Below are 22,504 nucleotides of genomic sequence, written 5' to 3'. Positions count from 1 at the left end.
TGCTCGATTTTTTTTACTTCTCTCATTTTTATTGATACACTCAAAGTATCGGATGAGCTTTCACCGTAAATGGTAGTTTAAATTGATTGTATTTTGAAGTAAGGGGGAACCAAGTTGTTATTAGGGAAAAAACGCAGGATCGGACGGAAGGTTGATGAAATCTCTTCAGGGGAAAAGCTGAAGTTGACTGAGAAGATCGAGGATAAGGATTTACTCTTATATTTGGGATTGACGAATGATGCAAATCCATTATACGTGCAACATGACTATGCCTCGAGAACAGCGTTTGACCGGCCGATTGTGCCAACGATCATGTTGACGGGCATTATAACGTCCGCAATTTCAAAATACTTGCCTGGCCCTGGCTCTCATGTTATTGAACAGCATCTGTCCTTCCCTAAACAAGTCTATCATTACGAGACGATTGAATTCCTTTTTGAGGTCATACGAGTCGAACTCGATCAAAATGCGGTTACATTAAAAATAGAAGCCGTAGACGAAGTGGGAGATACGGTCATTACAGGAACAGTCGTCGTCATACCTCCGAGACTGGAAGACAATTTGACATCACAAGCAATGGAAAACTTCTAAGAGATAGATGGAGGAGATGAGAATGGTAGAAAAGAAAGTGTTGATCGTAGATGACGAGCAACCGATCCGAACTTTGCTGGAATACAACTTAAAACAGTCCAATTTCGATACGTATGTGGCGGTCGATGGGGTGGAAGCGATTGAAATGGTGAAAACGGTTCAACCGGATTTGATTTTACTGGATCTAATGCTGCCTAAAATGGATGGAATAGAAGTGTGCAAGCTGCTCCGCCAGCAGGAAGTGAATGTTCCCATTATCATGCTGACAGCCAAAGGCGAAGAGCCGGATAAGGTGCTAGGACTGGAAATTGGCGCTGATGATTATATGACAAAGCCATTCAGCCCGCGTGAAGTAATTGCCAGGGTGAAAGCCGTGTTAAGGCGTACGGGCGATCGTCCCGATTCCGGACGGTCAGAATCAACGCTGGCATCAGGACCAATCAAAGTTCATCCAGAGCAGTACGAGGCTTATCTTCATGAGGAACCTTTGGAGTTTACACCAAAGGAATTTGAACTGCTTGTTTATTTTATTAAAAATAAAAACCGTGTCCTGACTCGCGACCAATTGCTCAGTGCTGTTTGGAATTACGATTTTGCAGGAGACACGAGAATTGTCGATGTTCACGTCTCCCATCTGCGTGAGAAGATAGAAGAGAATACAAGGAAGCCGGTGTTCATCAAGACGGTGAGAGGCATCGGGTATAAATTCGAGGAGCCGAAGGAAAAATGAAAAGCTTACATACCCGGCTCGTCCTTGCAAATGCGGTCATGCTTTTCATCTTGCTTACTGGCTTAGGACTCGTCCTCGGCCAGTTTTTTCAATTCTTTCCGAAAGAGCTTCATGATGTTCATGAAGATAAATATATGATTTTCCTCGTAATCGTTCTTACAGTTGCCGGCCTGATGTATTTTTTCATTAGCTACCGTGTATTCCGGCAATATAGCAAATCAATCGATCAAGCTTCCGCCACTGCTATACGAATTGCGGGCGGTGATTATTTGGCAAGGACGCCGATTGCTGAACAGGAATCCAATGATGTTCTCGGAATTGCCATTAATCAAATTGCGAGAAACTTACAAGAGGTTTCTATTTTACGGTCGATGGAGAAGGAACGGCTGAAAACCTTAATTGAAAGTATGGGCAGCGGGTTACTCATGTTTGGCAGAGAGGGCTCGGTCAATTTGCTGAATGGCGTCTTTGAAAAAACGTTCGGATTGACATCTGAAGAGCTGCTAGGAAAAACGTTTAAAGAAATTGAACTCCCCTCAGACATCAAAGACTTAATCGAAGATGTTTTCATGACTGAGCAAGCCCACGAAAAACAAGTAAGAATCGACAATGGGCATGCCGTCTACCACTTGAGCGTGTACGGGGCCCCGGTAATCGGTCGGCATGGGAATTGGCTAGGGATTATCATTGTCATGCATAATATAACCGAACTAATACGGCTGGAAGAAGTTCGAAAAGACTTTGTCGCAAATGTGTCCCATGAATTGAGGACACCGATTACCTCAATTAAAGGATTTGCTGAGACCTTGCTGGACGGGGCGCTTGCATCACCTGAAGTGGCAAGCGAATTCCTGGGAATTATCTTGAAAGAAAGTGACCGTTTAAAGTTGCTGGTCGATGATTTATTGGAGCTCTCCGGCATTGAGCAAGAAGGCTTCCAGATTTCATTGCAGCCGATCGTATTGGCATCCGTTCTCGAAGACGCCATTAAAATCGTCTCAGGTTCGATGGAGAGGAAGCGGATGGCGGTTCAGCTGGAAGTCGAACCTGGCATTCGGGTGCTGGCGGATCGGGATCGATTCATTCAAGTAATGGTGAACCTTCTTACAAATGCCATCAATTACTCGAAAGAAGAGACGACAATAACAGTTTTGGCAAAGAAAATGGAAAACGAAGTGACCATTCAAGTGAGAGATGAGGGAATCGGCATCTCACCATCCGAACTTCCGCGCTTATTCGAACGGTTTTACCGGGTCGACCGGGCTCGCAGTAGGGAATCTGGCGGCACTGGGTTAGGCCTTGCCATCGTCAAACATTTAATCGAAGCCCACCACGGACACGTTACTGTTCAGAGTGCAGTGGGCATCGGAACGACCTTTACCATTCATCTTCCTTTGTTGAGATAATGAACGAGGGTTTCACTTCAGTCTGTGTTGACAAAGATAGGAACTTTCATAAACTGATGCAGATAGAATATCGGGTTAAACTTTTTTCGATGAAATTACGGGAACGCTAGAAACGGTTGCGGCTAACAGCGCGGCCTTTCTAGCGTTTTTTTATTTTCCTACCAAATATTCCTCGATGAAAATCGCTAAGTTAGTCCAGGGTGTCTTGAATATAAACAAATTATTGAAACCTCTTGGTAACTTAGCCGTATAAAGACTAGATACATAGAAGAGGGGGCAATATTATGAGCACACGCCGCATACGAGTTCTTGTCGGCATGATATTGGCAGCTGTTGTTCTGTTGTTAGTGGCATTTTCAACGTGGTATACCGTTGATGAATCAGAACAGGCGGTTGTCATAACGTTTGGAAAGGCAGATACGCCGGTGACTGAATCAGGGCTTCATTTCAAGTTGCCATGGCCGATCCAGCAAGTTGAAAAATTATCAAAAGAGACATTCAGTCTACAATTCGGTTACAAGCAAGACCCGAATGGAGAACTCGTGTCATACGATAAGGAAACCAAAATGATTACAGGGGATGAGTATATCGTCCTGGCTGATCTCATTGTCCAATGGAAAATAACAGATCCGCAGAAATACTTATTCAGTTCCCAAAATCCGCAGGAAATCCTCCATGATGCCACTTCCGCTTCCATCCGTTCGATCATCGGAAGTTCCACGATCGACGCGGCTCTAACGGACGGAAAGGCTGATATTGAGGCAAAGACACGTGAGTTGTTAACTTCCTTGATGACCACATATGATATCGGAATTTCGGTGCAAGGTGTTAAATTACAAGATGTTGAACTTCCGAATGCAGATGTCCGCGCTGCTTTCACAGCTGTTACAGATGCGCGTGAAACGAAAAACACAAAAATCAACGAAGCTAGAAAATATGAAAACCAGCGAAAAAGTGAAGCAGAAGGTGAGAGGGATGCGATCAAATCACGTGCCCTCGGACAGAAAAAGTCCCGTGTTGAACAGGCGCTGGGAGATGTTGCGCTTTTCAATGATCTGCATGCGGAGTACGCAAAGAATAAAACTATTACACGCCAGCGACTCGTCATTGAAACGCTTGAATCCGTTCTTCCGAAAGCGAAGATTTTTATTATGAATGATGAGGGCGAAACGCTGAAATATTTACCTCTTCAGCAGATGGAGACCCAAACACCGCCGCCGGCTGAACAGAAAACGGAAGGGGGAGGCAACTGATGTCGAATGAAAACAATCCTTTCAAAAGCATAGAAGAAAAGTTCCTGGAAAAACAGCGGGCTAAACAGCAGAATCAGAAGACCGGAAGTGCGAAAGTCGTAACGCCAAAACGGCCAGTAAACATGAAGAAATATGTGAAACTGGCGATCTACTTAACAGCAATTTTTGCTATCCTCGTTATTTTACTTGCGAATGTATTTATCGTGAGGGAAGACGAATATCGGGTTGTCCGTCAATTTGGAGAGATTACCCGGATTGTCGATGAGCCAGGACTGAATATGAAAATCCCTTTCATTCAAACAGTTTCTACCTTGCCGAAAAACCAGATGACGTATAATGTCTCAGAAGCAGAAATCAGTACTAAAGATAAAAAACGTATCATCATTGATAATTATGCGATCTGGAAAATCACAGATCCTTCGAAGATGATTGCTAACGCAAGAAATATTATCAATGCGGAAGCCCGGATGGAAGAATTCATCTATTCCGTTGTCCGGAATGAAATGGGCCAGCTTCAATATACGGATATCGTCAACGATGAAGATTCGTCCCGGGGCAGCTTGAATGACCGGGTAACTGAAAAAGTGAACGCCTTTTTAGAGGAAGGGAATTTCGGCATCGAAGTCATCGACGTTCGGATGAAACGGATCGATCTGCCGGAAGAGAACGAGCACTCAATTTATACGCGAATGATTTCTGAGCGGCAATCGACTGCCCAAACGTATTTATCCGAAGGGGATGCAGAGAAACAACGGATTGAAGCAGAAACAGACCGGGAAGTGCAGGAAATGCTTGCAACAGCCAAGAAAGAAGCGGCCATCATCCATGCTGAAGGAGAAGCCGAGGCGGCAAAGATCTATAACAATGCCTTCTCAACAGACCCAGAGTTCTATAATTTATACCGAACATTGCAGTCGTACACTAAGACGATCGGCGAAGATACTATGATCATTTTGCCGGCAAATTCACCGTACGCGAAGATATTAACAGGTTATATCGAGTGATAGTTGACGTCATTTTCATTTACTCTTACCGAATGGTAAAATAAATGAAAATGACTTTTTTTTATTGGAATGAACGAGGGAGTGGAATCAATTTGACGAATCAGAAGATTGTCTTGTTGGATGGAAATAGTTTGGCGTATCGCGCCTTTTTTGCATTGCCGTTGTTAACAAATGATACTGGCATCCATACGAATGCGGTGTACGGCTTTACGATGATGCTGCAAAATATTTTGTCAGAGGAAAAACCGACACATATGCTCGTCGCTTGGGATGCGGGGAAAACAACGTTCCGTCATGAGACATTTAGTGAATACAAAGGCGGACGGCAAAAAACACCGCCCGAGCTTTCGGAGCAGTTTCCCTACTTGCGCAAGTTGCTGGAAGCGTATCAAATCCCGCAATATGAACTTGATTCCTTTGAGGCAGATGATATTATCGGCACGCTGAGCAAGCAAGGGAATGAAGATGGATACGACGTTGTCGTGATCTCAGGCGATAAGGATTTGACCCAGTTGGCAAGTGAGCATACGACGGTCTGCATAACGAAAAAAGGAATCGCCGAGATGGAACGGTACACGCCGGCACATGTGATGGAGAAATACGGCATCTCGCCAGACCAAATCATTGATATGAAAGGTCTTATGGGCGATCCATCTGATAATATACCGGGCGTACCGGGAGTTGGGGAAAAAACAGCACTTAAGCTTTTGAAGGAATATGGCACAGTCGAGAAACTATATGAATCACTGGATGAAGTTTCTGGGAAGAAGCTGAAAGAGAACCTGACTGAAAATGAAGACAAGGCATTCATGAGTAAAAAATTGGCGACGATTGAAGTGAATGCCCCAATTGAGATTTCACTTGGCGATCTTTCCTATGACGGGCCGGATAATGAAAAAGTGAAGACCGTCTATCAGGAATTGAAGTTTAAGACATTGCTTGAAAAATTGGAGCCCGGCGCTTCTGTACAGCCTAAAAAGGAAATCCATGTCCTTCTAAAAAATGAAATAATGGATGAGGATTTAAAAGATGAAATGGCTCTTCACGTCGAAATGATGGATGAAAACTATTTGTCTGCGGCTATTGAGGGTTTTTCCCTGTCAGACGGGGAACAGACGATGTATATTCCATATGAAACAGCGATTGGCTCCGAGGATTTTAAAGCGTGGCTCCGGAATGAGCAAGTGAAAAAGTATGCATCGGACTCGAAAGCGGCCTACGCCTCTCTGGCTTCCAGAGGAATACCAATCCATGGACTGGAATTCGATCTTCTGCTTGCCGCTTATATTTCCAACCCATCTGCAACGTACACAGATGTGGCATCAGTTGCGGAGGAGCTTGGATACCACGACGTGGAGCCGGACGAGCAAGTATATGGAAAAGGCGTTAAGAAAGCTGTTCCAGATGTACAGCGTCTTGCAGAGCATGCCGGCAGAAAAGCAGAAGCCATCTGGGCACTTAAACCGACGTTGGAAGAGAGACTCCAGTCAAATGAACAATTTGAGCTTTACTATAATCTTGAAATGCCGCTGGCTATCATTCTAGGCAAGATGGAGTCCACAGGTGTCAAGACCGATTTGGCTACTTTGCGTGATATCGGGACTGAGCTGTCCCGCAGGCTCGTGGATTTGGAGAATACAATCTATGAAATCGCCGGGGAGAAGTTCAATATTAACTCTCCTAAACAGTTGGGGGTCATCTTGTTTGAAAAGATGGGGCTGACGCCAATCAAAAAAACGAAAACGGGCTATTCCACAGCGGCAGATGTTTTGGAAAAGTTAGCGAGTGAACATGAGATCATTGAATTTATTTTGCTCTATCGCCAGTTAGGGAAATTGAATTCCACATATATTGAAGGTTTAACAAAGGAAATTCATGATGACGGTAAAATCCATACCCGTTTCCAACAGGCATTAACGCAGACAGGACGACTCAGTTCGATTAATCCGAATTTGCAAAATATCCCGATCCGCTTAGAGGAAGGAAGGAAAATTCGGGCTGCGTTTGTTCCATCTGAACCAGGCTGGGTTATGTTTGCGGCGGATTATTCCCAAATTGAACTTCGCGTTCTGGCGCATATGTCGCAAGATGAAAAACTGATGGAGGCCTTCAAGGAAGGCGAGGATATTCATACAAAAACTGCGATGAACGTATTCAAAGTGGACAAGGATGGAGTCACATCGGATATGCGGAGATCCGCTAAAGCGGTCAACTTCGGTATCGTCTATGGAATCAGTGATTATGGACTCTCGCAAAGCTTGAATATAACGAGGAAGGAAGCCGCCCAATTCATAGACACATATTTGTCCACCTTCCCTGGTGTCAAACAATACATGGAAGATATCGTGGCGAATGCGAAAATGGAAGGGTATGTTACGACCCTTCTTAATAGAAGAAGGTATTTGCCGGATATTACAAGCTCCAATTTCAATTTGCGCAGCTTTGCCGAACGGACGGCAATGAACACTCCGATTCAAGGGACGGCCGCCGACATCATTAAAAAAGCGATGATTGATATGGATGCCCGGCTTGAAGCGGAAGGACTTCAAACACGCATGCTCTTGCAAGTACATGATGAATTGATTTTTGAAGCGCCTGAGGAAGAACTTGAACTATTGAAAGAAATTGTGCCGGAAGTGATGGAATCTGCGCTTGAACTCGATGTGCCATTAAAAGTCGAGTGGGCGTTCGGTTCGTCCTGGTACGAAACGAAGTGAGGGATTACTATGCCGGAATTACCGGAAGTGGAGGGGGTTGTCCGATCACTTGCGCCTGTTTCCGCAGGTAGGACCATCCTTTCCGTCAAAATATCAGAAACGGTGCTGTCCGCAAAACAGATCGGGAAAGAAGCGATTGTCAAGGGCATAACAAGTGAAGATTTCATTTCGGAGATGGCGGGGATGAAAATCCTCGCTTTATCCCGAAGAAGCAAGTATATCTATTTCCATGTAGAACGGGATGAAGAGCCATATTTGCTCGTAAGCCACCTTGGCATGACGGGAGCCTGGTTCGTTGTCGATACACTAGATGACATAAAAGAAGAACGCTTCCGGCGGCATGTCCATGTGACCTTTGAAATGGCGGACGGCGGACTTCTCGTCTACTCGGATATTCGCCGTTTCGGTGAATTGCGATTAGTTAAGGCGGAGTCCGATTATCCTCCGCTATTGGAGATGGCCCCAGAGCCATTCAGTGAGGAGGCGCTGCATCATTTTCTTGCCATGTGCGAGACGCCGAAGTACGCACGTAAACCGATCAAAGAAGTCATTATGGACGGCCATGTCATTTCTGGATGTGGGAATATATATGCCACTGAAGCGTTGTATACGATGAAAATCCATCCAAACAGAAGTGCTGGACGGATTAGCAAAGAACGAAAGATTGAATTGTTCCAAACGATTGTCGACGTGTTGCAAGAAAGCATCAGAGCCGGCGGCAGCTCCATTTCAGATTATCGGAATATTAACGGCGAAGCAGGTACGATGCAGGAGCGGCTCAAAATGTACGGCAAGAAATTTTGCCCCGGGTGCGGCACCAGGACAAAGAGTTTAAAAATTGCGGGCAGGACGTCCGTCTATTGCCCATCATGCCAACATTAGAGGGTGAAAAAATGATCATAGGATTAACGGGAAGCATTGCCAGCGGAAAGAGTACGGTGGCGGCCATGCTGAGGGAAAAAGGGTATCCAATTGTTGATGCGGATGAAATCTCAAGGCTTGTGGTAGAGCCGGGGAGCCCTGTGTTATGTGAAATCAAAAAAGCGTTCGGGGATGAAGTTATTATGGAAGATGGCCAGTTAAACCGGGCTAAACTGGGCGATCTCATCTTCAACGATATAGAAAAGCGCCAGCAGCTGAACGGCATTATACATCCGGCTGTCCGAAAAGAAATGCTACGTCAGAAAGAGGAGTGGGTTGCCAAAGGGGCTTCAACTGTCATTATGGATATACCCCTGTTATTTGAAAGCCGGTTACAGCCTTTTGTCGATAAGATCCTAGTCGTTTCGGTGACGAAGGACTTGCAAAAATCCCGGCTTATGGCAAGGAACGGTTTATCAGAAGCCGAAGCGGAATCCCGAATTTCCTCGCAATTGCCAATGGAAGTGAAGGAGCGCGGTGCGGACGCGATTGTCGACAACAACGGGGCTTTGGAAGCGACAAAGCAACAGCTTGAAGCCGTATTAGAAGAATGGAAAGCCGAACCTCTATTCTGAAAAGTGGAACATTGTTATTCTTTTCACAAAGTCTATACTCCTGCATAATATGTGTTATACTAATGAACGGATATAAGTTAAAAAGTATAACATACATGCGGGAGGATTTATTTCATGACTACTTCGATAGCTATTAATGGGTTTGGACGGATCGGCAGGATGGTTTTCCGTCAAATGATGATGGATGATGAAGTCAATGTTGTAGCGGTTAATGCTTCATATCCGGCTGAAACCCTAGCCCATTTAGTTAAGTATGACACAAATCATGGCACCTTTGACGGAGAGGTCATTGCCGAAGAAGATGCACTCGTTGTGAACGGCAAGAGAGTCAAGTTGATCGCAGAACGGGATCCTTCAAAATTGCCTTGGAAAGAGCTTGGCGTGGATGTTGTCGTGGAAGCGACAGGTGTATTTAATGCGCGTGAAAAGGCTGCTCTGCACTTGGATGCAGGTGCCAAAAAAGTCATACTCACAGCACCAGGGAAAAACGAAGACGTTACAATCGTTCTTGGTGTAAACGAAGAGAAATTGGATATAGAAAAGCATGATGTCATTTCAAATGCAAGCTGTACGACAAACTGTCTTGCTCCGGTTGTAAAAGTGCTTAACGATAAGTTCGGCATTGAAAATGGATTGATGACAACTGTACACGCCTACACAAATGACCAAAAAAACCTGGACAACCCGCATAAGGACTTACGCCGTGCACGTGCGTGCGCACAGTCGATCATCCCAACTTCGACCGGTGCAGCGAAAGCTTTAGCGCTTGTCTTGCCGGAACTGGAAGGAAAAATCCACGGGATGGCACTTCGTGTACCAACTCCAAATGTTTCCCTAGTCGATCTTGTTGTTGACTTGAAACAAGATGTCACAGTGGAAGATGTCAACGGCGCATTCAAAGAAGCGGCCGAAGGGAAAATGGCAGGTATTCTTGCTTTTACGATGGAACCCTTAGTATCTGTTGATTTCAACACATCGACAGTCTCAGCAACGGTTGATGGATTGACAACGATCGTCATGGGCGACCGAAAAGTGAAGGTGTTGGCGTGGTATGATAATGAATGGGGTTACTCCGCGCGTGTCGTTGAATTGACGAAAAAAGTCGCAAACGCATTGAAAGAAAAAGTGAATGCATGAGCTTCCGTTCGGAAGGTTTTGATGAAACCGTCCGAAATTGATAGACTCTGAATGAAAATCAACCTAGCAGATGGAAGGTTCACTGCTAGGTTTTTTATCTTGTTTTCAATAGTGCAATTCATTGAAATTGTAGGGATACCAGAAATTGTGAGTGGCGAATAAAGTCGAAACTTCGCATAGACAAATATATTTTCTCTCCCGGTTCTGTTATAATGTAGGGTACTAAACGGAAATGTGGAGGAACAATTATGATATGTCCAGCTTGCCACTTTAACGGTACTAGAGTTATCGATTCCAGGCCGGCAGAAGAAAACCGCTCCATTAGGCGACGCCGGGAATGCGAGAATTGCGCTTACCGATTTACGACGTTTGAAAAGGTGGAAGAAATGCCGCTGGTCGTTGTGAAAAAGGATGGCACCCGGGAAGAATTTAACGGAGAAAAACTATTAAGAGGCTTGATTCGTGCTTGTGAAAAACGGCCGGTAGAGTTGACCTCTTTGAAAAATATTGTCTATCTCATTGAAAAAGAGTTACGAAGTGCCGGAATCGTCGAGATCAACTCGAAAGATGTCGGAGAAATGGTTATGGAAAAACTGGCGGATGTCGATGAAGTGGCCTATGTCCGATTTGCTTCGGTGTATCGCCAATATAAAGATATTACCGTCTTTATCGAAGAACTGAAAAACTTGCAAAACAAGAAGGACCGTCAATAGGATTGAAATAACGATGATGTAAGAGGGAGGCAACGATTTCGGATGCTCTATAAAGAACTTCAACCTGTCGATACGTATAAAATAAAACTGTCGCATCCGTTCTCGGACTATGACCGCCAGCTTCTGACGTTGTTTTATCAACCGCTGATCGGCCCGGAGGCCATGAGCCTGTTCTTGACGCTTTGGGCAGATGCCGAGCGGGATAAAGAGAGTGAGTACAACCACTATCACCTGATGAATGTGCTGACGATGCCGCTCGGGAAAGTATTCGAATCCCGTTTGTCCCTGGAAGGAATTGGGCTGCTTCGGACCTATTGCAAGCAGCTGACGGAAGATCGGGCGTTTATTTATGAACTGCTGACGCCGCTCGATGCCAAATCCTTTTTTGCAGATCCGCTTCTGTCCACCTTCTTGTTCAGCAAGATTGGCGAGCAGGCATACCGTGGCTTGCTTAGCCGCTTTGCTTCCGATGTGCCCGTAGAAGAATCGTATGAAGAAGTATCCAGGACGTTTTTAGATGTGTACAAGCCCATTCGTTATGGCGTGCCTGAAGATTTATCGGAAGAGTCGGCCCTGCTAAGTCGCTCAAAGCCGATCGGTATCCCGTTTGCCGATTCAGGGTTCGATTTTGGCATGCTGCGCGCCGGGCTGTCTGAACAGATGGTGCCCAGTTCTTCACTTTCCTCTGTATCGAGGGAATTGATTGAAAAGCTGGCGTTCCTCTACTCGTTCACACCTCTTGATATGCAAAAAGTGATTATGATGGCATTGGATGACAACCTGAAAATACCGGAAGAAAGATTGCGCAAAGCCGCAGTGGACTTTTATAAAATGAATCGATCCACACAAGTGCCTGTCTTAGAAAAAGTGTTTCAACAGGCTCCTGTGGAAGAAGAGAAACCTGTTAAACATATGACGCAGGAAGAAAAATTCATACATGACATGGAAACAACATCGCCTGTTGAAGTATTGAGGGGGTATACAGGAAGCGAACCGCTTTCTGTGGATGTCCAATTAGCTGAAAAACTGATCAATACGTATGGTTTTCCAATTGGAGTCGTCAATGTCCTGCTTAATTATGTCATCATACGGAATGAAGGTAAAATTACGAATAATTTTGTGGAACGGATTGCCTCGACTTGGAGAAACAAGAAAGTGAAAACCGCGAAAGAAGCGATGGAACTCGCCCGAGCAGAGTCGGATCAATACCGCAAGTGGCTGAAGGATGGACAAAAGAACACAAGCAAGCGAAACCCTGTCCGCGAAGAGAAGGTGCCGGAATGGTTCAGGGAGAATAAAGAGCCCAAGACGGAAGAACCGACGAGTTCTGATGATCCGGCGATTGAAGAAAAGCGCCGAGAACTGCTTGCTAAACTGGAAGCGATGAATAGTGGGGTGAAATAACAATGGAACGGATCGGCAATGCGATGAAGCGGGTCATTAATGCGCCTGCATTGACCGCAAGATATGATCAGCTTCGAAATGAAGTGCTTGAAAATACAGAGGTTCAACGTTTCCTGGAGGAACATTCGCAGTACATTGATAAGGCTGTCGTGGATAAAAGCATCGGTAAGTTATATGAATTCGTTACCTCCTCGCATAAATGTGAGAGCTGTCCGAATCTGGAAGGCTGTATTAACGTGATGAAAGGCTATGAGCCGAAATTAATTCTGACAGCCAATTATATTGATCTCGATTACGTCATATGTCCGAACAAACAGATCGATGATGAACGCAGGAAAGTCTCCAAAATGATCGAGAGCATGCATATGCCGAAGGATGTCATGGAGGCCAGGCTGCAAGACGTGGATTTGACGCATGATAACAGCAGGCTACAAGTGGTCGAAGCGGCAGCGCGGTTTATTAATGAATACGTTGAAACAGGAAAGCTGCCAGAGAAAGGGCTTTATATCCATGGGCCGTTCGGTACTGGAAAGTCGTTTATTCTTGGAGCGATGGCCAATGAATTGGCCAATCGTCAAATACGGACGGTGGTTGTGTATATTCCGGAATTTTTAAGGGAAATGAAACAATCCATCCAGGACCAGACGTTGAATGAGAAGATCGACTTTGTCAAAAAAGCGCCTGTTCTTATGCTGGACGACTTCGGTGCTGAATCGATGTCTGCCTGGGCGAGAGATGAAGTGCTTGGAACGATATTGCAGTACAGAATGGCGCAAGAGCTCCCGACGTTCTTTACTTCTAACTTTACACTGGATGAGCTAGAGCACCATCTTACCTATACCCAGCGAGGCGAAAAAGAGGAAGTGAAGGCGGCTCGTCTAATGGAACGGATTCGGATTATCAGCTCGCCAATCGCACTTCGTGGTAAAAACAGAAGAAGATCTTGACGCATTTTGTGAATTCCTATCACAATGGCTTGATTTTTAGGCAGAGCACATTTATACTAATTTGTATTAAATGATTAAAATGTGAAGATGAGGACAACTATCGATTCATCATCCTACAGAGAACGGGGTCATCGGCTGGAAGCCCCGCAGGACAGAAAATCGATGGACCACCTCGGAGCAGCGACGGGGAAATGAGTATCCGTCGACGGCACCGGCCCGTTAGCCGATTGGAAAGCTTCGTCTTTCCGGCATTTTGCCGGAGGGAAGGAAGAAGGGTGGAACCACGAACATACGCTTCGTCCCTTTTATAGGGATGGGGCTTTTTTTATTGGTTTTTAAGTTTTTTATATATTCGACTAACTAAAAACCAATACGAACCATCCGTTCTTATCCAACTAACTATAAAGGAGAGACTGACCATGTCGGAACAAATTGAATTGAAATTCCCCGATGGAGCGGTTAAATCGTTTCCAAAAGGCACAACTACAGAAGACGTTGCTGGGTCCATCAGCCCGGGACTCCGCAAAAGCGCATTGGCAGGTAAAGTGGGAGATAAGCTGATTGATCTGAAAACGCCAATCGAGGAAGATGGCGATATCGCGATTATTACACCTCAATCACCGGAAGCGTTAGAAATTTTACGCCATAGTACAGCGCATTTGCTGGCACAAGCGGTGAAGCGCAAGTTCCCGGATGCCAAACTTGGTATCGGTCCGGTCATTGATAACGGTTTTTACTATGATATCGACTCGCCAACTCCAATCACGGCAGAGGACTTGCCTGAACTAGAGAAGGAAATGAAGCGAATCATTGGAGAAAACTTGCCGGTTGTCCGTCATGATGTTTCACGCGAAGAAGCGGAAAAACGATTTAAGGAGATTGACGATCCTTACAAGCTGGAGCTTCTCGAAGCCATTCCTGAAGGCGAGCAAGTATCGATTTATGAACAAGGTGAATTCTTCGACCTTTGCCGCGGCATTCACGTTCCTTCTACAGGAAAATTGAAGGAATTTAAACTGTTGAGCATCGCAGGTGCCTACTGGCGCGGTAACTCTGATAATAAAATGCTCCAACGTATTTATGGAACTGCTTTCTTCAAGAAAGAAGAATTGCAAGAGCATTTGCGTATGTTGGAGGAAGCGAAAGAGCGGGATCACCGGAAGATCGGCAAAGAGCTTCAATTATTCACGAACTCCCAAAAAGTCGGCCAAGGGTTGCCGCTATGGCTACCAAAAGGCGCAACGATTCGTCGTGTAATTGAACGGTACATTGTCGATAAAGAAGAGAAACTCGGCTATAACCACGTATATACACCGGTTCTTGGTAGTGTCGAGCTATATAAGACATCCGGACACTGGGATCATTACCAGGACGGTATGTTCCCGGTCATGAGTATGGATAATGAGGATTTGGTGCTCCGGCCGATGAACTGTCCGCATCATATGATGATTTACAAAAATGGCATCCACTCTTATCGTAACTTGCCGCTCCGCATTGCTGAGCTTGGCACGATGCACCGTTACGAAATGTCTGGAGCTCTTTCCGGATTGCAGCGAGTTCGAGGCATGACGCTGAATGATGCTCATATCTTTGTCCGTCCAGATCAAATTAAAGAAGAATTCCAGCGTGTCGTCCAATTGATCATCGAAGTGTATAAAGACTTCAATATCAAGGATTATTCTTTCCGTCTCTCTTACCGGGATCCGCAAGATACAGAAAAGTATTTTGACGATGATGCGATGTGGGAAAAGGCACAAAGCATGTTGAAAGAAGCGATGGATGAGCTGGGGCTTGAATACGTGGAAGCAGATGGAGAAGCAGCATTCTATGGTCCGAAACTTGATGTTCAGGTGAAGACGGCTATTGGCATGGAAGAGACATTATCGACTGTCCAACTGGACTTCCTCCTTCCTGAACGTTTTGATCTCACATACGTCGGAGAGGATGGAAAGCCGCATCGTCCGGTTGTTATCCATCGTGGTGTCGTTTCAACAATGGAGCGTTTTGTCGCATTCTTGATCGAAGAATACAAAGGCGCCTTCCCGACATGGCTTGCTCCTGTCCAAGTGGAAGTGATCCCTGTATCGCCTGAAGTGCATTTCGAATATGCAAACGAAGTGCGTGAAAAGTTAGTGGCTGCTGGTTTCCGAGTGGATCTTGACAGCAGAGATGAAAAAATCGGCTACAAAATCCGGGAAGCTCAAGTACAAAAAGTACCGTTCATGCTCGTGCTTGGAGACAAGGAAGTTGAGTCTGGTGAAGTGAATGTACGGAAATATGGTGAACAAAATTCCGAAAGCATGCCGTTTGCTCAATTCCTTGAACTGTTGCAGTCGGTTGTTGCGAATAAAGAATAACGAAATAGGTATTGCATCCCATTTCTCCTTAACGAGAAATGGGATGTTTTTATTATTTTTCGACTAATTTATTTGAAACTTTGATTCTCTTGAAGTGTTCAAAGTACAATACAGTTGTCTGCATAAAATGGAGGGATATACATGATAGAGACAATTGTCAAACCTTCCGATATTAAAACAATCGGCCAGGCGAATGACGTGCTGCAAATTCTCCATCAATGTTCAAGGAGAGATGTTCTTGATTACTTACGTTTGATTGATTCTGAAGAGGAAAGCTACCGGCTCATTCGTTTGCTGGATAATGGGGCGCTTTCGCAATATGGGAATTTCTTAGCGTACTATGCGCATCGCCGTTTTACAACGGCACGAACATTTGCGTGGAAATGCCATACGCTCCTAGAGAGGGATCGCCCGTTCCGAGTCGATCATTTAATTCAAGAGCAATTACAAAATACATCATACACAGAAAAAGATAGGAACTATTTATTAAAAGTTCGATTACATGCATTAACGATGATGAATCGCATTCCTGAAGCAGCACGCACGATTCAGGAAATCGAGAAGAATGGCGGAACAATCCATGCGGATCAATTGGCTCCGTATTATATTGAAATGGATCGGTTAGAAGAAGCGGAGCAGATATTGCGTGATGCCCTGCCCTTGACAGAACGGGGTGCGATTACCTATGCGGCGTATGCCGAATTGCTGGCGAAACGGGGAGCTCGTGAAGAAGCATCCGATATTCTGCGGGAAGGGATGGAACGTTACCCGGATGATGTGACGCTGCAAATCGCCAATATTGATCATCTCTATACAGATGGAGACTATGAGAAAGTGAGCCTCCTAATTCCTGAAATGTTGGAAGCTCAGCCGTATATCCGCCAGCGTAATTATCTCATTTACATACAAACCGATACACTATACCGGCTGGATCGCTGGGATGATTTCCGAAAGTGGATCGCTTTATACTCAGATGTGCTGGAAAATACCGTATTTAATCCCGAATCTCTTGATGAAACAGGAAAGAGAAATGAAGTACATTTGATACCGATTAAACAGAAAGTGAATTATTGTGTGCCTGCTTCGATTGAAATGATTGTAAGGGCAGCAGGCCATGACATAACCCAGGATGAAGTGGCAAGCCATATATTCGATAGAACTGGTTCCAGAATAAGCAAGACCGCTTCTTATATGGAATCATTAGGTTTCCAAGCAGTGTTTTTCAAAAGCACGGTTGAAGCACTCAAACAGTTGATTGATCTCGGTCTGCCGGTCATGCTGGATCTCATGGTTGAAAATAGTTCGCACGTCCAGCTAGTCAGGGGATACGATGACCGGCTGCAAATCTTGTCGATTCAGGATCCAAACCGTTTGGAACCGTTCTATGTGCCGTATGATGTGTTTCAAAAGTTCAATCGCATGAAGGATGGTTTGGCAATCGTCTTCATTCCGCGCGAGCATGCGCACACTTTGCCAGATCTGCCGAAGAAAGAGCATGAATTCTTTCAGGAAGCTTTTTCACGGGTGGATGATCTGGACGAAGCGAGCGAAGAGATGACAGACAAGTTTTTGGCCTTTTTACTGCGGAATGAAGAAGAGGTCTATGCTTCGGTGCTTGGTTTATCCCTTGGTCATGATGATAAGTTCCTTCCTTATGTTGATCAGTGGAGAAAGCATGTCGAAGAGAGGCTTGGCATGGAGGAGCAGAAAGTTGCGTTGCTTATTGCCAATTCCTATATGCGATACGGGGACCGGGACTCCTTTATGGCCATTATGAGTGAATTGAAACGGCCTTCTCCATTCTCTCATTATTTGCTCGGTGTTGACGCCTATAAAAGGGATGCCTACCCGGATGCTCTTTTCCATTTAGAGCGGTCGCTTGAGATGGATCCATACCAGCCCATTGCATTTGCGTATTTGGCAAGATGTGCAGAGGAAATTGGCAGAACGGAAGAGGCAGTAGACTATGCAGAAACAGCTATGTATCAGAATGAGGAAGATGAATTTGTTGCCTCAACCTATGCGTCTGCTTTATTGGCAAATGGGCAAACAGCCGATGCCGTGGAACAATTTCTTGCCTTGGCGAAGCAAGACCCGGATAATGCCTATTACGCTTATGAAGCTGGACGCTGTCAAATAGCGAAAAATGAGGCAGAGGCCATTCAATGGCTGGAGCGTTCTATGGAGCTCAATCCCGCTGTTCCTTATCCTTACCTGCGGATTGCTGAAATGTACCTGGAGAAGGAAAGCTACGAGTTGGCAGCTGCCATCTGTGAACAGGGAATCTCTAGCGTGCCAAGTGAAGAGGCGACGTATCTATGGCTATATTCGGGTCACGCAAGAGCGGGAATGGAGGACTTTCAATCTGCTCAACAGGCATACAAAGAAGCCGCTGAGCGAGATCCGGAAGGCGATTCGCTAGCCTTTATCTATGAAGGGGAGGCCATGGCGAAAGCAGGGAGATGGGAAGAGGCCATGCAGTCTGTTACCTCGCAGGCAGAGCGCATCGGCTCCGCTTATTATACATTCCGGGCGGGAGCGATGCTGTTCGAAACGGCTGAAACGGTAACGAAACATGAGACAGCTCTGGATATCATGGAAGAAGGGCTTTTGAATACGGAAGAGCAAGTGATGGCTTTTGTCCGAAGATATGTCGATTACGTTGAGGATACCCCAGCAGAACAGCGTGGAGCGAATGTGCTTGCTAAACTGCGAAATCGTGAACAGGATCCTGATTTATATTGTTATGAAGCATTTTTGAGAGAACAAACAGGAGAAATAGAAACGGCGCTGGAACTACTAGGTGATGCGCTTGAGATGAATCCGCAAAATACGTTTCCTCATTACCGGTTGGGATTGATCAACAAAGGAATGGGTGAACTGGAGAAAGCCAAACGACATTTTGAAGCTTGTCTTGAGATTGATGGCAACTTCCATGCTGCGCGTGAGGAGCTGTTTGAAATTTACGAGCAAGCAGAGGATGATGAAGCTGCCAAACGATATGGGTTCGAGTTGCTCGAGATGTACCCGGCCGTATGCAAAGTGGAACGAATGGCAGGATGGCTAGACGAAAAGGAAAAACGGATAGTATCCGAACGGCTAGATGAAATTAGAGGAGATGTGGATGAGGATTGGTGGATTATTTCAAAAAGCTCCCTCTTGCCAAACCGTGAAGCAATCCAACTCCTTTCTGAGCAGGAGAGCCCTTCTATTCAATTTCGGCTGGCAAAATTGCTCTTGAAAGACAAGGAGTATAAAAAAGCGAATGGCATTTTAACAAAGCTCGTCGAAGAATATCCAAAAGACGAATCCCTATATCCATTCTGGGCGGAAGCCATGTATTTCAGCAAGCAAAATAATTTTGGTTCCCTTCCGATTGAACGATTGAATGTTTCCGACGAGGAGAAGGCTTGGATAAGCCATCAGCTGGGCAGAGAAGTTATGGCCTTGGCAGAGCCTTGGCTTGAGATAAAAGACGGAAACTATTCATTCCTAAAACAGCTGAGGGCGGCTACGAAAATATCTCCAATCACCGTTTATGTTACTACCTTATTAAAATTCGCGGCTAAATTGGAGCCGGAAAATGGCGCTCACTTCGTAGAATTAGCAAAATATCTATGGAGAGTTGATAATAGGCCGGAGGCAAAAAAGATTCTAAGCTTATATGAACACGATGATTTCGATGTATCCAGGCTGGCAGGGTTCTATTCATTCGATTATGGATTACGTATCGGCAAACAAGCAGACTTTGAGGAAGCTCTCAAACACTTTGCCAAAATCACAGAGATGTATCCAGATTATCCATATGGATGGGCTTGGAAAGGAGACTGCCTGCTTCATCTTGGCAAATATGACCTTGCGAAAGCGAGCTATGACAAGACGGTAGAGCTGGATCCTGAAGTGGAAGAAGGACATATCGGTTTGATGCGTGTATATTATTTTGCAGGTTTTTCCGAGAAGGCTTGGGAGTATTTTCGTTCCGCAAATGAGGAAGTGCAAGACCAATGGCTTGTGGAAATGCAAAATTCTCATATGGGGACGGATGACTTTGTCCGATTCCTTGGAGTTCGCCTCGATGAATTAGAAGAAATCAATAGTTGACAACAGATGCACGGTATGGTAAAGTTATAAAGGTTAATGAATACAGTTTGTGGTATAAGAAGAGGCTGCCCGCTTCTCACCTGATTGACGCTATACGCTGTTGACAGGTAAGACACATGAATGACGTGCCGTGCATTTACATGTGCGTACGCATATGCGGGTAGACAATCACTACGATTTGTCTACTTTTTTTATGTCTGGAATTCTGGCGCCACTTCGCTTTTCAATTTTGGAATGACCTGTGGGACTCCGCCGGAAGGATAGGCGGTATACCCAATTCGTGTGTTCGCGAGACAATATTCGGAGGTGGATTACTATTAGCAAAGACATGTACGTTAACGAGGGCATCCGTGCCCGGGAACTTCGACTGATCGATCACAATGGAGATCAGCTTGGAATTAAATCACGTAATGAGGCGCTTGACATCGCAGCTCGTGCGAATTTAGACCTCGTCCTTGTCGCTCCGCAAGCAAAACCCCCAGTAGCTCGTGTCATGGACTATGGGAAGTTCAAATTTGAACAGCAGAAGAAAGAGCGGGAAGTGCGAAAAAATCAAAAGATCATCAACATCAAAGAAGTCCGGTTAAGCCCGACAATTGATGAACATGACTTTCAGACGAAACTTCGCAACGGCATTAAATTCTTGCAAAACGGAGACAAAGTGAAAGCGTCTATCCGTTTCCGGGGACGTGCTATCACGCATAAGGAAATCGGTCAACGTGTATTGGATCGTTTTGCAGAAGAGTGCAAAGAATTTTCTACGGTTGAAGTAAAACCGAAAATGGAAGGACGGAGCATGTTCCTAATACTTGCGCCGACCATCGAAAAGAAGTAACAGAGACGATTTAGGAGGAACAGATCATGCCAAAAATGAAAACTCACCGCGGTTCAGCAAAACGTTTCAAAAAAACTGCATCCGGTAAAGTGAAACGCGGTCGTGCTTATACAAGTCACCTTTTCGCAAACAAGTCGACGAAAGCGAAGCGTCACCTACGCAAAGCTTCCCTTGTTTCTTCTGGAGACTACAAGCGTATCCGTGAAATGATCACATACATGAAGTAATTCATGGCTTTAAAATGAAGGATCCGGTTGGATGGAAACCCAGCAACCCGCCTTTTTAAAAACGAAACTACAACATTCTTATAGGAATAGCAGGAGGTAATTACTATGCCACGCGTAAAAGGTGGAACAGTGTCGCGCAAGCGCCGTAATCGAGTATTGAAACTAGCAAAAGGTTACTTTGGCTCTAAACATAGACTTTATAAAGTAGCAAACCAACAGGTCATGAAATCATTTAACTATGCATACCGTGACCGCCGTCAGAAAAAACGTGATTTCCGTAAACTATGGATCACACGTATCAATGCGGCTGCACGTATGAATGGCCTTTCTTACAGCACTCTTATGCACGGCCTAAAAGTGGCTGGCATCGAAGTAAACCGCAAAATGCTTGCTGATCTTGCTGTAACAGATACACAAGCGTTTGCACAACTTGCAGATACTGCAAAAAAATCAATCGCGAAATAAGAAATGATACAGGACGCCTTGCTAATCGGATTCGTACCGAGGCAAGGCGTTTTTTCATGCTGCTTGACTCCTGTCATGCCCTTTGCTTGAAACAATCAACTTGTTAACGAGTAGGGTCCTTTTGAGGGCGGCTGATTCTAAAGGACTTCCCATACAGCCAATGAGAATTCTACAGCACAAAAAGGAATTTGAAAAAGGTTCAAATTTTTTCCAAGCCACACCATTCCATTGGTCCATATGACGGTGTACTATTAAGGATAAGGGAGATGAAACAATGAATGAGTTGCTCATCGGATGGATCCTATTCTGTTCTATATGGTCATGCATCTTAATGGGGTATGACAAAAGACAGGCAAAACGGAAAAAAAGAAGAATTCCAGAGAAGACATTATGGCTTTTCGCTATTGCAGGTGGAGGAATTGGTTCCTATTTAGGCATGCAGCTATTCCGCCATAAAACGAGACATACTTCGTTCCGTATCGGTTTTTTGGTACTTGCCCTGCTCGACATCACTGTTCTGCTATATTTATTTGGAATCGATGTAACGGGAGGGCGGAACATTTGGACATGAACGCCTCTCGCGACCATTTGCAGCCGCATCAAAAAGGGAGAGCCGATGTAGATGGGCTCTCCCTATTCATGTCATTTTACTGTTGAGCGGTGTTCTTCATCAATTTTTCGATTGGATTTTTCCAATTGATTTCTGCGTTCGGATAGTTCGATGCGATCTCAGAAGCAAGGAAATGAAAATCGTCTTTTGTAAAACCTTGTAGCTTGTTTTCATCTTTTACCCAGACAAAAATGGATACAACATCAAAAGCATCTTCTGTTGTGCCCAAATACTTTTCTCCTTCAAACATTGCGCCTTTGTATGTGATGAAAAAGTTTTTCCTTACATTTTTCAGGTCATCAAAGAAATAATATTGCTCCTGTTCATGCGCCTCATCCAATTTCCGCTTTGGATCCGTCAAATAACGGATGCCGCGGTAAAATAAATAAATGACAAAAGCTATGATGAAAACGCGGATTAGTAATAGTCCCATGAAAGCAACCCCTCACAGATATAGATAGTCATCTACTACATACGGATGAGTATATGGTTTGGTTTCAAGATAATAATA

Annotated in this window: 19 protein-coding genes and 1 other annotated feature; of the genes, 18 read left to right on the top strand and 1 reads right to left on the bottom strand. The window is 44.9% G+C overall.

All coding sequences use genetic code 11. The features are described 5' to 3' along the window. The first annotated feature begins 114 nt into the window (after positions 1–114). The 18 genes from NCCP2222_RS02650 to NCCP2222_RS02565 all read left to right on the top strand — a co-directional run bounded on the left by NCCP2222_RS02650 (position 115) and on the right by NCCP2222_RS02565 (position 21,954). Positions 115–591 carry a MaoC/PaaZ C-terminal domain-containing protein gene (locus NCCP2222_RS02650; protein ID WP_248509349.1) on the top strand — a complete coding sequence of 159 codons (477 nt, stop codon included), beginning with the start codon at positions 115–117 and terminating at the stop codon, positions 589–591. Positions 592–607: 16 nt separating this feature from the next. Continuing rightward, positions 608–1,321 (top strand): response regulator transcription factor, encoded by a 714-nt coding sequence (locus NCCP2222_RS02645; protein ID WP_375709148.1) that lies wholly within the window; start codon positions 608–610, stop codon positions 1,319–1,321. Next, positions 1,318–2,727 (top strand): two-component system histidine kinase PnpS, encoded by a 1,410-nt coding sequence (gene pnpS, locus NCCP2222_RS02640; RefSeq protein ID WP_248509347.1) that lies wholly within the window; start codon positions 1,318–1,320, stop codon positions 2,725–2,727. Before NCCP2222_RS02645 ends, pnpS begins: the two co-directional genes overlap by 4 nt. A 284-nt stretch (positions 2,728–3,011) precedes the next feature. Further along, the gene (gene hflK / locus NCCP2222_RS02635; RefSeq protein WP_248509334.1) at positions 3,012–3,980 is read left to right on the top strand and encodes an FtsH protease activity modulator HflK; all 969 of its coding nucleotides are present in this window, start codon (positions 3,012–3,014) and stop codon (positions 3,978–3,980) included. After that, entirely contained in the window at positions 3,980–4,984 is a 1,005-nt protein-coding gene (gene hflC, locus NCCP2222_RS02630; RefSeq protein ID WP_248509321.1) for a protease modulator HflC, read from the top strand. The genes hflK and hflC overlap by 1 nt, the downstream gene beginning before the upstream one ends. A 92-nt stretch (positions 4,985–5,076) precedes the next feature. Continuing rightward, the gene (gene polA, locus NCCP2222_RS02625) at positions 5,077–7,701 is read left to right on the top strand and encodes a DNA polymerase I (RefSeq protein WP_248509320.1); all 2,625 of its coding nucleotides are present in this window, start codon (positions 5,077–5,079) and stop codon (positions 7,699–7,701) included. Between the two features lie 9 nt (positions 7,702–7,710). Continuing rightward, positions 7,711–8,583, top strand: a complete 873-nt coding sequence (gene mutM, locus NCCP2222_RS02620) for a bifunctional DNA-formamidopyrimidine glycosylase/DNA-(apurinic or apyrimidinic site) lyase (protein WP_248509319.1) — start codon at positions 7,711–7,713, stop codon at positions 8,581–8,583. 11 nt (positions 8,584–8,594) lie between these two features. After that, the gene (gene coaE / locus NCCP2222_RS02615) at positions 8,595–9,197 is read left to right on the top strand and encodes a dephospho-CoA kinase (protein WP_248509318.1); all 603 of its coding nucleotides are present in this window, start codon (positions 8,595–8,597) and stop codon (positions 9,195–9,197) included. Between the two features lie 114 nt (positions 9,198–9,311). Then, on the top strand, positions 9,312–10,334 hold the full coding sequence (locus NCCP2222_RS02610; RefSeq protein WP_248509317.1) for a glyceraldehyde-3-phosphate dehydrogenase: 1,023 nt from the start codon (positions 9,312–9,314) through the stop codon (positions 10,332–10,334). A gap of 248 nt (positions 10,335–10,582) precedes the next feature. Next, positions 10,583–11,047 (top strand): transcriptional regulator NrdR, encoded by a 465-nt coding sequence (gene nrdR / locus NCCP2222_RS02605; RefSeq protein ID WP_238082535.1) that lies wholly within the window; start codon positions 10,583–10,585, stop codon positions 11,045–11,047. A gap of 42 nt (positions 11,048–11,089) precedes the next feature. Continuing rightward, positions 11,090–12,451, top strand: coding sequence for a replication initiation and membrane attachment family protein (locus tag NCCP2222_RS02600; protein WP_248509315.1), 1,362 nt, complete (start codon positions 11,090–11,092; stop codon positions 12,449–12,451). A gap of 2 nt (positions 12,452–12,453) precedes the next feature. Next, on the top strand, positions 12,454–13,398 hold the full coding sequence (gene dnaI / locus NCCP2222_RS02595; protein WP_248509312.1) for a primosomal protein DnaI: 945 nt from the start codon (positions 12,454–12,456) through the stop codon (positions 13,396–13,398). 75 nt (positions 13,399–13,473) lie between these two features. Then, positions 13,474–13,705: a binding site (T-box leader), on the top strand. A gap of 112 nt (positions 13,706–13,817) precedes the next feature. Beyond that, positions 13,818–15,755 (top strand): threonine--tRNA ligase, encoded by a 1,938-nt coding sequence (thrS, locus tag NCCP2222_RS02590; RefSeq protein ID WP_248509310.1) that lies wholly within the window; start codon positions 13,818–13,820, stop codon positions 15,753–15,755. Between the two features lie 141 nt (positions 15,756–15,896). Then, the gene (locus NCCP2222_RS02585) at positions 15,897–19,856 is read left to right on the top strand and encodes a tetratricopeptide repeat protein (protein ID WP_248509308.1); all 3,960 of its coding nucleotides are present in this window, start codon (positions 15,897–15,899) and stop codon (positions 19,854–19,856) included. 328 nt (positions 19,857–20,184) lie between these two features. Then, positions 20,185–20,691, top strand: coding sequence for a translation initiation factor IF-3 (gene infC, locus NCCP2222_RS02580; protein WP_248509306.1), 507 nt, complete (start codon positions 20,185–20,187; stop codon positions 20,689–20,691). A gap of 26 nt (positions 20,692–20,717) precedes the next feature. Then, positions 20,718–20,918 (top strand): 50S ribosomal protein L35, encoded by a 201-nt coding sequence (rpmI, locus tag NCCP2222_RS02575; RefSeq protein ID WP_147055102.1) that lies wholly within the window; start codon positions 20,718–20,720, stop codon positions 20,916–20,918. A 105-nt stretch (positions 20,919–21,023) separates the two neighbouring features. Continuing rightward, on the top strand, positions 21,024–21,383 hold the full coding sequence (rplT, locus tag NCCP2222_RS02570; protein ID WP_207960877.1) for a 50S ribosomal protein L20: 360 nt from the start codon (positions 21,024–21,026) through the stop codon (positions 21,381–21,383). A 274-nt stretch (positions 21,384–21,657) separates the two neighbouring features. After that, entirely contained in the window at positions 21,658–21,954 is a 297-nt protein-coding gene (locus NCCP2222_RS02565; RefSeq protein WP_248509305.1) for a DUF1294 domain-containing protein, read from the top strand. 76 nt (positions 21,955–22,030) lie between these two features. On the opposite strand, the gene NCCP2222_RS02560 is transcribed toward NCCP2222_RS02565, so the two are convergent. Continuing rightward, positions 22,031–22,426: a sigma-w pathway protein ysdB gene (locus tag NCCP2222_RS02560; RefSeq protein WP_248509303.1), complete on the bottom strand. Its 396-nt coding sequence runs from the start codon at positions 22,424–22,426 to the stop codon at positions 22,031–22,033. Positions 22,427–22,504 lie beyond the last annotated feature (78 nt).

Source organism: Sporosarcina sp. NCCP-2222, from assembly GCF_023168145.1.
Classification (GTDB): Bacteria; Bacillota; Bacilli; order Bacillales_A; family Planococcaceae; genus Sporosarcina.
Note: the sequence above shows the minus strand (reverse complement) of the source record. Positions and strands in the feature narration are given on the sequence as shown.

Bases quoted from the DNA above. Each gene is read 5' to 3' on its own strand.
- NCCP2222_RS02645 (WP_375709148.1), top strand. From the start codon at position 608: ATGAGAATGGTAGAAAAGAAAGTGTTGATCGTAGATGACGAGCAACCG.
- pnpS (WP_248509347.1), top strand. From the start codon at position 1,318: ATGAAAAGCTTACATACCCGGCTCGTCCTTGCAAATGCGGTCATGCTT.
- hflK (WP_248509334.1), top strand. From the start codon at position 3,012: ATGAGCACACGCCGCATACGAGTTCTTGTCGGCATGATATTGGCAGCT.
- hflC (WP_248509321.1), top strand. From the start codon at position 3,980: ATGTCGAATGAAAACAATCCTTTCAAAAGCATAGAAGAAAAGTTCCTG.
- mutM (WP_248509319.1), top strand. From the start codon at position 7,711: ATGCCGGAATTACCGGAAGTGGAGGGGGTTGTCCGATCACTTGCGCCT.
- coaE (WP_248509318.1), top strand. From the start codon at position 8,595: ATGATCATAGGATTAACGGGAAGCATTGCCAGCGGAAAGAGTACGGTG.
- NCCP2222_RS02610 (WP_248509317.1), top strand. From the start codon at position 9,312: ATGACTACTTCGATAGCTATTAATGGGTTTGGACGGATCGGCAGGATG.
- nrdR (WP_238082535.1), top strand. From the start codon at position 10,583: ATGATATGTCCAGCTTGCCACTTTAACGGTACTAGAGTTATCGATTCC.
- NCCP2222_RS02600 (WP_248509315.1), top strand. From the start codon at position 11,090: ATGCTCTATAAAGAACTTCAACCTGTCGATACGTATAAAATAAAACTG.
- dnaI (WP_248509312.1), top strand. From the start codon at position 12,454: ATGGAACGGATCGGCAATGCGATGAAGCGGGTCATTAATGCGCCTGCA.
- thrS (WP_248509310.1), top strand. From the start codon at position 13,818: ATGTCGGAACAAATTGAATTGAAATTCCCCGATGGAGCGGTTAAATCG.
- NCCP2222_RS02585 (WP_248509308.1), top strand. From the start codon at position 15,897: ATGATAGAGACAATTGTCAAACCTTCCGATATTAAAACAATCGGCCAG.
- infC (WP_248509306.1), top strand. From the start codon at position 20,185: ATGTACGTTAACGAGGGCATCCGTGCCCGGGAACTTCGACTGATCGAT.
- rpmI (WP_147055102.1), top strand. From the start codon at position 20,718: ATGCCAAAAATGAAAACTCACCGCGGTTCAGCAAAACGTTTCAAAAAA.
- rplT (WP_207960877.1), top strand. From the start codon at position 21,024: ATGCCACGCGTAAAAGGTGGAACAGTGTCGCGCAAGCGCCGTAATCGA.
- NCCP2222_RS02565 (WP_248509305.1), top strand. From the start codon at position 21,658: ATGAATGAGTTGCTCATCGGATGGATCCTATTCTGTTCTATATGGTCA.
- NCCP2222_RS02560 (WP_248509303.1), bottom strand. From the start codon at position 22,426: ATGGGACTATTACTAATCCGCGTTTTCATCATAGCTTTTGTCATTTAT.